This window comes from Candidatus Infernicultor aquiphilus (genome assembly GCF_002784285.1).
Classification (GTDB): Bacteria; Atribacterota; Phoenicimicrobiia; order Phoenicimicrobiales; family Phoenicimicrobiaceae; genus Infernicultor; species Infernicultor aquiphilus.
Map to the genome: position 1 here is coordinate 11,488 of NZ_PFKO01000256.1, position 7,788 is coordinate 19,275.

Below are 7,788 nucleotides of genomic sequence, written 5' to 3' on the forward strand. Positions count from 1 at the left end.
AAGGATGAATATGCCAGGAAGATGGGGTAGAGAGCCAGCAAAATGGTGGCACGGTGAGTTTAGAGAGTGTGGTTATAGAATTACTATTCCACGCCAAATCATTTTACAGGTCTTAGATGAATCCAAAGAACATTTAAGCGCAGAAGATATCTATTTAAAAGTACATAATATTTATCCAGCTATTGGTCTTACCACGGTTTATCGAACCTTAGATTTATTGATTAATATGGGATTAATTTTTAAATTTGATTTTGGCGATGGACGAGCCAGGTATGAGTTATCTCGTGGTCCTAAGGAGCCATCGCATCATCACCATTTAATATGTACTAATTGTGGTCGGATAATCGATTATACAGATTTTGTAGATGAGGAATTAGAATTACTAAAAAAAACGGAGAAAAAACTTTCGAAAAAATATAGTTTTGAAATTAAAAATCATACTATTCAATTTTATGGATTATGTGAGAAGTGTTCAACTAGTAAAGAATGAATATGCATTTTTTTTACCCAAATTTATTGAAAATGATTATCATTATAAATAAGAATCTTTTGAAAAGAAACAAATAGCTTCTCCTATGCCCTATGGTGGCGGATTTTACCAACCAGCAGCAGAGCCTAAACAAGAGATGGAGATGTTAGCCGAAGAAGCAAAAGCTTTAAAAGAAGAACTTGAGGCTATTAATAAACGTATCACCGAATTAGAAGAAAAAGAAAAGAAATAAAACAGGTAGGGGCGTATTGAATACGCCCCTAATCTCAAAATGTTTTTGCGAGCAACCGCAGGGAGTGTGGTAATCTCGACGGGATTGCTTCCCCTGCTTTTGCAGGGGTAGGATTATTACATTCCTTGCGATGACTTATCGGACAACTGATAGATTTTTAATTACTTATTACTCATTACGCAATTAACTTATTAAGTTAATTGCTAAATAGGAGAGTGAAAGAATGAAAATAGCAATTACTTCAAGTGGTTCAGATTTAAAATCTGAAGTGGATCCCCGATTTGGGAGATGTGCTTACTTTATTTTAGTAGAAACTGATACTGATGAATTTGAGGCAGTAGAAAATACTGGTGCCCAGGGAATGGGAGGAGTAGGAATACAATCAGGTCAAATAATGGCTGATAGGGAAGTAAAGACAGTATTAACTGGGAGTTGTGGCCCCAATGCCTTTCAGACTTTACAGGCAGCAGGTATAAAAGTGATAACCGGAGTAAGTGGTACAGTTCAAGAGGCTATTGATAAATTTAAATCAGGTGATTATAAGACAATTTCCCAGGCTGATGCCTCTGCCCATTCAGGAATGAAAAAATAAAAATAAAAGAATTGGAGGAAAAAAATATGAAAATAGCCATTTCAACCGATGCAGGTTTTGTCTCAGCACATTTTGGAAGATGCCCTTCCTTTACTATTGCTGAAATTGAAGAAGGAAAGGTTTTAAAAATAGAGGAAATAAATAATCCTGGTCACCAACCTGCATTTTTGCCGAATTTTCTTGCAGAATATGGAGTAGAATATATAATCTGCGGAGGTATGGGAAATAGAGCACAAATGTTATTTGCTGAAAAAAAGATTACTCCGGTAATAGGGGTCACCGGAAAGATTGAAGAGGTAATAGAAAAATTTGTGCAGGGAAAATTAAAAGGAGGAGAATCTTTTTGTAAGCCAGGAGCTGGAAAAGGATATGGAATAGAAAAAGAAGAATGTGACCACTCTGGTGAAGATAATCATTTTCATTAAAAGTAAAGATGATGTTAATAAGGAGGTGAAAAAGATGCCAAGAGGAGATGGTACTGGACCAACAGGAGCAGGACCGGGAACTGGCCGGGGAAGAGGTGCCGGACAGGGACGCCGAGGAGGTGGAGGAATTGGAATAGGGGGCAATTGTGTTTGCCCTTCTTGTGGTGCTATAGTTCCTCATCAAGTAGGTGTTCCTTGTAATAATATTAAATGCCCTAAGTGTGGAGCTATGATGCTAAAACAATAGAATAAAAGGGAAGGATTAAGCTAAATGATAATTTCAGTAGCCAGTGGAAAGGGTGGGACGGGTAAAACAACCATTGCTGTTAACCTTGCTCTGGCTTTAGCTAAAGATAAAGAAAAAAATGTGCAGTTTTTAGATTGTGATGTAGAGGAGCCTAATGCCCACCTTTTTTTAAAACCAGTTATAACAAATTCGGAATCAGTAAAAATCCCGGTACCGAAAATTGATGATGAAAAATGCAATTATTGTGGTAAATGTGCGGAAGTTTGCGTTTTCAATGCTATCGCAGTTACCAAGAATAAAGTTTTAGTTTTCCCCGGGCTGTGTCATGGCTGTGGGGCCTGTATGCTATTTTGCCCGGAAAATGCAATTAGTGAACAGGGAAGAGAGATAGGGATTTTAGAAGAAGGAAAAGCAAGGTCTATTAGTTTTATAGATGGACGTTTGAATATAGGAGAACCGATGGCTCCTCCTATAATAAGAAAAATTAAAAAAAGAATTAATAAAGATGGCATTAAAGGAAAAAGTAATGATATTGCAAATCATCACCTTACCATAATTGATGCTCCTCCGGGTACCTCCTGCCCGGTCATCGAATCTATAAAAGATAGTGATTATACTATTTTAGTTACAGAACCGACTCCTTTTGGATTACATGATCTCATTTTAGCGGTGGAAGTGCTGCAAAAATTAAAGATTCCTCATGGTGTAGTGTTAAACAAGTGTGATGTCGGAGATCATAAAGTAGAAGAATATTGTAAGAAAAATAATATTCCTCTTTTACTTTCTATCCCTCTGGATAGAGAGATTGCAGTTGCTTATTCTCAGGGTATTCCTATAGTGAAGATAAATTCCTCCTATGAGCAAAAATTTACCCAGCTTTTTCACAAAATCGCGCAAACTATTTAATATTTTTATGGCTTTATTATTTCCTTGTCATTCCCGCGGAAGCGGGAATCCAGAAAAAACAAAGAGATATAGATTCCTGCTTTCGCAGGAATGACAAAAAAGAGGCAAAATCTATTTCTCTGTTTTTTAAATATATAGATTCTATAAAAGTATGGGAATGGGAATACAACAGATTGAAGAGTTATGAGTTTTATAATATAAATCTGTTATTTAGATTGTAGGAATTGAAAATGAAAGAAATAGTTATAATAAGCGGTAAAGGCGGAACAGGAAAGACAGTTATTGCTGCTAGTTTTGCAGTTTTAGCCAAAGAAAAAGTCATTGGAGATTGCGATGTAGATGCTTCCAATCTTTATCTTTTACTTCATCCTGAAATAAAAGAAAAACATGATTTTTATGGCGGATTAATCCCCAGCATAGATTTAGAAAAATGTACTAATTGCGGTCGCTGCCAGGAAATTTGCCGTTTTAATGCTATTAAAACAATCAAAGGCCAGACCGTAATCGATCTGGTATCTTGCGAAGGATGCGGATTATGTGCTTTGGTTTGTCCGGTAAAGGCAATTCAAATGAAGGAAAATCATTGCGGGGAATGGTATATTTCTGAGACAAAATATGGACCTTTAGTCTATGCTCGATTGGGTATTGCGGAAGAAAATTCTGGTAAATTAGTTACTTTAGTACGTCAGAATGCTCAAGCAATTGCTAAAAAAAATAATCTGGAATTAATAATTGTAGATGGACCTCCGGGAATCGGTTGTCCTCTTATAGCTACTCTCAGCGGAGCTAATTTAGCTGTAGTGGTGACCGAACCAACCCTCTCTGGAATACATGATTTGGAAAGAGTAGTAAAAGTAGCCCAACATTTTGGGGTGAAAACGGTAGTTATAATAAATAAGTTTGATATTAATTTAGAAAATTCATCTAAAATCGAAGACTGGTGTCGAAAAGATAATATACCGATAATAGGTAAAATACATTTTGATAATATAATAACTGAAGCCCTGGTAAAAGGATTGCCAGTAGTAGAATATAGTGATAATAAAGCGGCTAAAGAGATAAAGAATATATGGCAGAAATTAGAGGATTTAACTAATTAACATAAAGGAGAAAATATGCTTACCTTTGGACCAGTTCCTTCCAGACGTTTAGGTCGTAGTTTAGGTATTAATAATATTCCCCCTAAGATCTGTACCTATTCCTGCGTATATTGTCAATTAGGTAAAACTTTTAAGATGAAAATTGAGCCTACTGAGTTTTATCAGCCCAAAGAAATTTTAAGTGAAGTACAGAATAAAGTAGAAAAAGCAAAAAAAATGCAGGAATCTATTGATTATCTTACTTTTGTACCTGATGGAGAGCCTACTTTAGATATCAATTTGGGTCAAGAGATTAAATTAATCAAATCTTTAGGGATTAAAATAGCGGTTATTACTAATAGCTCTCTTATAGATCAAAAACAAGTAAGAGAGAATTTAATGGAAGCAGATTTGATTTCTTTTAAAATAGACTCTGTTGAAGAAAAGATTTGGCGAAAAGTGGATCGACCTCATAAAAATCTATCCTTAAAAAATATTTTAAACTCTATACTAAAATTTAGGGAAAATTTTAAAGGGGAAATAATTACCGAAACGATGTTAGTTAAAGATATTAATGATAATAGCCAACATATAAAAGAAGTAGCTAAATTTTTAGCTAAACTCAAACCGAGCCGGTCTTATTTATCCCTTCCTATTCGACCTCCTGCAGATAGTTGGGTGCAGTCTCCTTCAGAAGAAGTGGTGAACCAGAGCTATAATCTCTTTAAGGAAAAAATTAATCAGGTAGAATTTCTTATCGGCTATGAAGGCAATGCCTTTGCCTTTACCGGTGAAGTAGAAGAAGATATTTTGAGTATTACCTCAGTACATCCTATGAGAGAGGATGCATTGAAAGATTTTTTGGGAAGGGCTAATTCTGATTGGTCAACTATACTTAAACTGATTAATAAGGGGCAATTGGTAGAAACAGACTATAAAGGGAATAAATTTTATATCAGAAAATTTAAGAAATAAGGAGAAAAAATGGTAGAAAATATCGATAATCCACAAAAGAAAGAGAAAGATAATCTCGATAAAAAAGTTAAACAAAATATGTTTAAAATAAAACATAAAATTTTAGTACTTTCCAATAAAGGGGGAGTAGGAAAAAGTGCAGTAGCCATCAATTTGGCCTGCGCTTTAAGCGGAAAAACCTTTAAAGTAGGGATATTAGATGTTGATCTGCATGGGCCCTCGGTGGCTAAAATGTTAGGTTTTGAAGGTAAAAGATTACAAGGGAACTCGGAAGGAATAATCCCCATGAGCGTTTCTTCTAATTTAGTAGCTATTTCTATGGCATCTTTAATTGAGAATTCTGATTCCCCTCTTATTTGGAGAGGTCCTTTAAAGGCGATAGCTATAAAACAATTTTTAGGTGAAGTAGAATGGGGTAATTTAGATTATCTTATAGTTGATTCTCCTCCTGGAACCGGTGATGAACCATTATCTATTTGTCAGCTTATTCCTGAATTAGAGGGAGGGGTTATTGTTACTACACCCCAAGAAGTAGCTTTATTAGATTCTCGCAAATGTGTAAATTTTTTAAGAAAACTTAAGATACCTATTTTGGGTATTATAGAAAATATGAGTGGATTAAAATGTCCTTATTGTGGTAAGAATATTGATTTGTTTAAATCAGGTGGAGGAGAAAAAGCAGCGAAAGAGTTTAATTTGCCATTTTTAGGTAAAATTCCTATAGATATAAATATGGTAAACTCTACGGATGAGGGCAAACCATATATTTTTCAATATAAGGATTCGGAAACTACACAAGCTTTTAATCAAATAGTAGAATTAATTCTTGCTCAAATGAAATAGCTAATTATTTGACCTGAGTACAACGTATTAATATCAATGGCATAGTAGCATCACGGCGCTATCGTGAGAGGTTTTCGCCGTTGACCACATCAAATTTGAGATTGAAACAAGGAGACAAAAATTATAACACTTCAAAAAGAATATCAAGAAGTGGGGAGAAAATATTCTTGTTCTCTGATGCTGTTTCATATAGAGGTTGTTCTGAAGCATGCGGAATGGAGGTGGTTTTTCGCATATGAAAAATGTAGTTGATGTTAAGGAATTGACAAAACGATTTGGGGAACTCGTTGCCGTTGACCACATTAACTTTGAGGTTAGAAAGAGCGAATTTTTTGGATTTCTCGGTCCTAATGGGGCAGGGAAGACCACAACTATAAGGATACTTACCGGACTTTCCAAACCCACAGAAGGAAGGGTGTCCGTCTTGGGTTTAGACATTAACTCGAGAATAGTGGAAGCAAAGAGGCATATTGGGGTGGTTCCAGAAATTTCTAACCTCTATGATGAGTTCTCTGCTATTGACAACTTGTTATTCATGGCCCAGCTCTATGGTGTTCCCCGTACTCAGCGTAGAAAAAGAGCGGAAGGATTGCTCAAAACCTTCGGACTTTATGAGCGGAAAAATAATCTCTTTCGCACTTTTTCCCGAGGCATGAAACGGGCTTTAACTATTGCTGCGGCCTTGATTCATAACCCTGAAATTCTCTTTTTGGATGAGCCTACCGTCGGGTTAGATGTAGTGGCTGCTCGCTCTTTGCGCAATTTGATTGGTAACCTTCACCAGCAGGGGATAGCTATTTTTCTTACCACTCATTACTTGGAGGAAGCGGACCTTCTGTGTGATCGGGTGGCTATTCTGGTTAAGGGAAGGATTATAAAAATTGATACCCCTAAAGCTTTGAAGGCTGCCGCTGAAGAAGAATCGGTGATCGAGTTCTCCTTTGGAAGAGAGATATCCGAATTGATTGAAGACTTATCAAATAAACTTCCTGAGGTTAAGATAGCGACGGTAGACCATAATAAATTAAGAATTTACGGTGGTGCTCCCACCGAGGTATATGACAGCGTGTTCAGCTTTGCTAAGGGTAAAGGAATAAAGATACAATCGATAAATAGTATTAAACCAACTCTTGAGGATGCCTTTATCAAGATTACGGGTTTGAGCCCAATCGTTATGGCGATAGAAAAAGGAGGAAAGTAAAATGTGGCGCGATAGCTTACGAGGTATCTATTATATTGCCTTAAAAGATATGAGGACATACTATCTCAAGCCTCCCTCGCTTAGTTGGGGGATTGTCTTTCCCCTTGCCTGGATTTTAGCCTTTTACTTAAGAAACCCCCGGGGTTTTGAGGAGTTAGTGCCTGGACTAATTGCGATGACCATTCTATTCAGTACCACCGCTGCGGAGGCGGTAGTTATCAATTTCGAGCTACGGCTTGGTTCTCTGGAAAGATTGCTCTTAGCACCTATTAGCTTACCTGTTGTTCTTCTGGGAAAGGTGTTAGGAGGCACTATTTTCGGACTTATGATGACAACTGTAATCACAATAGTTTCAATAGTTGTCCTCGGACTCCATCCTAACTTTCTTTATCTTATTTTAATCATTATTCCTTCGTTATTGGTCTTTTCATCTCTTGGCTCTCTTTTATGTGTTTTAGTGAAGGAGGTTTTTGAGGCTCAAACCTTGCTTAATTTGCCCCGGTTCATAATGATATTTCTTTGCGGTGTTGTTTACCCAGTTTCTGCTATGCCAACGGCATTGCAATATCTCGCTTATATAATGCCGCTTACCTACACCGTTGATGGACTACGGCACTCCTTTTCTATTGCTTCAAGCACGATGGTTTTTACAGATACTTTAGTGCTTATTGGATTCTTTATTCTTTTCATTGTTCCAGCAATAAAGTTGCTTTACAAGAAGTTTGAATAGAGGTATAACATGGAAAAAGTTGAGCCGTTTGAAAAATATCCGCAAAAGTATGAAGCCTGGTTTGAAAG

At 36.5% G+C, this 7,788-nt stretch carries 11 protein-coding genes; all 11 read left to right on the plus strand.

Features of this window, described 5'->3' with window-relative positions; all coding sequences use genetic code 11:
• On the plus strand, positions 1-490 hold a 490-nt coding region (locus COZ07_RS06900), incomplete at its 5' end, for a Fur family transcriptional regulator (RefSeq protein ID WP_406607835.1).
• 85 nt (positions 491-575) lie between these two features.
• Positions 576-722, plus strand: coding sequence for a DUF5320 domain-containing protein (locus COZ07_RS06905; protein WP_406607836.1), 147 nt, complete (start codon positions 576-578; stop codon positions 720-722).
• Positions 723-945: 223 nt separating this feature from the next.
• Positions 946-1,314 carry a NifB/NifX family molybdenum-iron cluster-binding protein gene (locus tag COZ07_RS06910; RefSeq protein WP_406607837.1) on the plus strand — a complete coding sequence of 123 codons (369 nt, stop codon included), beginning with the start codon at positions 946-948 and terminating at the stop codon, positions 1,312-1,314.
• Positions 1,315-1,340: 26 nt separating this feature from the next.
• Positions 1,341-1,739: a NifB/NifX family molybdenum-iron cluster-binding protein gene (locus COZ07_RS06915; protein WP_406607838.1), complete on the plus strand. Its 399-nt coding sequence runs from the start codon at positions 1,341-1,343 to the stop codon at positions 1,737-1,739.
• A 34-nt stretch (positions 1,740-1,773) separates the two neighbouring features.
• A complete protein-coding gene (locus tag COZ07_RS06920; RefSeq protein ID WP_406607839.1) occupies positions 1,774-1,986 on the plus strand; it encodes a hypothetical protein in 213 nt (70 codons plus the stop codon).
• A 24-nt stretch (positions 1,987-2,010) separates the two neighbouring features.
• The gene (locus tag COZ07_RS06925) at positions 2,011-2,892 is read left to right on the plus strand and encodes an ATP-binding protein (RefSeq protein ID WP_406607840.1); all 882 of its coding nucleotides are present in this window, start codon (positions 2,011-2,013) and stop codon (positions 2,890-2,892) included.
• Between the two features lie 230 nt (positions 2,893-3,122).
• On the plus strand, positions 3,123-3,992 hold the full coding sequence (locus tag COZ07_RS06930; protein WP_406607841.1) for an ATP-binding protein: 870 nt from the start codon (positions 3,123-3,125) through the stop codon (positions 3,990-3,992).
• Between the two features lie 15 nt (positions 3,993-4,007).
• Positions 4,008-4,946 (plus strand): radical SAM protein, encoded by a 939-nt coding sequence (locus tag COZ07_RS06935; protein ID WP_406607842.1) that lies wholly within the window; start codon positions 4,008-4,010, stop codon positions 4,944-4,946.
• Between the two features lie 9 nt (positions 4,947-4,955).
• Positions 4,956-5,789, plus strand: a complete 834-nt coding sequence (locus tag COZ07_RS06940; protein WP_406607843.1) for an Mrp/NBP35 family ATP-binding protein — start codon at positions 4,956-4,958, stop codon at positions 5,787-5,789.
• A gap of 235 nt (positions 5,790-6,024) precedes the next feature.
• Positions 6,025-6,990 carry an ABC transporter ATP-binding protein gene (locus tag COZ07_RS06945; protein WP_406607844.1) on the plus strand — a complete coding sequence of 322 codons (966 nt, stop codon included), beginning with the start codon at positions 6,025-6,027 and terminating at the stop codon, positions 6,988-6,990.
• Between the two features lies 1 nt (position 6,991).
• Complete coding sequence (locus COZ07_RS06950; RefSeq protein ID WP_406607845.1) at positions 6,992-7,720, plus strand: ABC transporter permease; 729 nt, start codon at positions 6,992-6,994, stop codon at positions 7,718-7,720.
• Positions 7,721-7,788: the final 68 nt, after the last annotated feature.

Coding starts and splice junctions, on each gene's coding strand:
- COZ07_RS06905 (WP_406607836.1), top strand. CDS start 576: ATGCCCTATGGTGGCGGATTTTACCAACCAGCAGCAGAGCCTAAACAA.
- COZ07_RS06910 (WP_406607837.1), top strand. CDS start 946: ATGAAAATAGCAATTACTTCAAGTGGTTCAGATTTAAAATCTGAAGTG.
- COZ07_RS06915 (WP_406607838.1), top strand. CDS start 1,341: ATGAAAATAGCCATTTCAACCGATGCAGGTTTTGTCTCAGCACATTTT.
- COZ07_RS06920 (WP_406607839.1), top strand. CDS start 1,774: ATGCCAAGAGGAGATGGTACTGGACCAACAGGAGCAGGACCGGGAACT.
- COZ07_RS06925 (WP_406607840.1), top strand. CDS start 2,011: ATGATAATTTCAGTAGCCAGTGGAAAGGGTGGGACGGGTAAAACAACC.
- COZ07_RS06930 (WP_406607841.1), top strand. CDS start 3,123: ATGAAAGAAATAGTTATAATAAGCGGTAAAGGCGGAACAGGAAAGACA.
- COZ07_RS06935 (WP_406607842.1), top strand. CDS start 4,008: ATGCTTACCTTTGGACCAGTTCCTTCCAGACGTTTAGGTCGTAGTTTA.
- COZ07_RS06940 (WP_406607843.1), top strand. CDS start 4,956: ATGGTAGAAAATATCGATAATCCACAAAAGAAAGAGAAAGATAATCTC.
- COZ07_RS06945 (WP_406607844.1), top strand. CDS start 6,025: ATGAAAAATGTAGTTGATGTTAAGGAATTGACAAAACGATTTGGGGAA.
- COZ07_RS06950 (WP_406607845.1), top strand. CDS start 6,992: ATGTGGCGCGATAGCTTACGAGGTATCTATTATATTGCCTTAAAAGAT.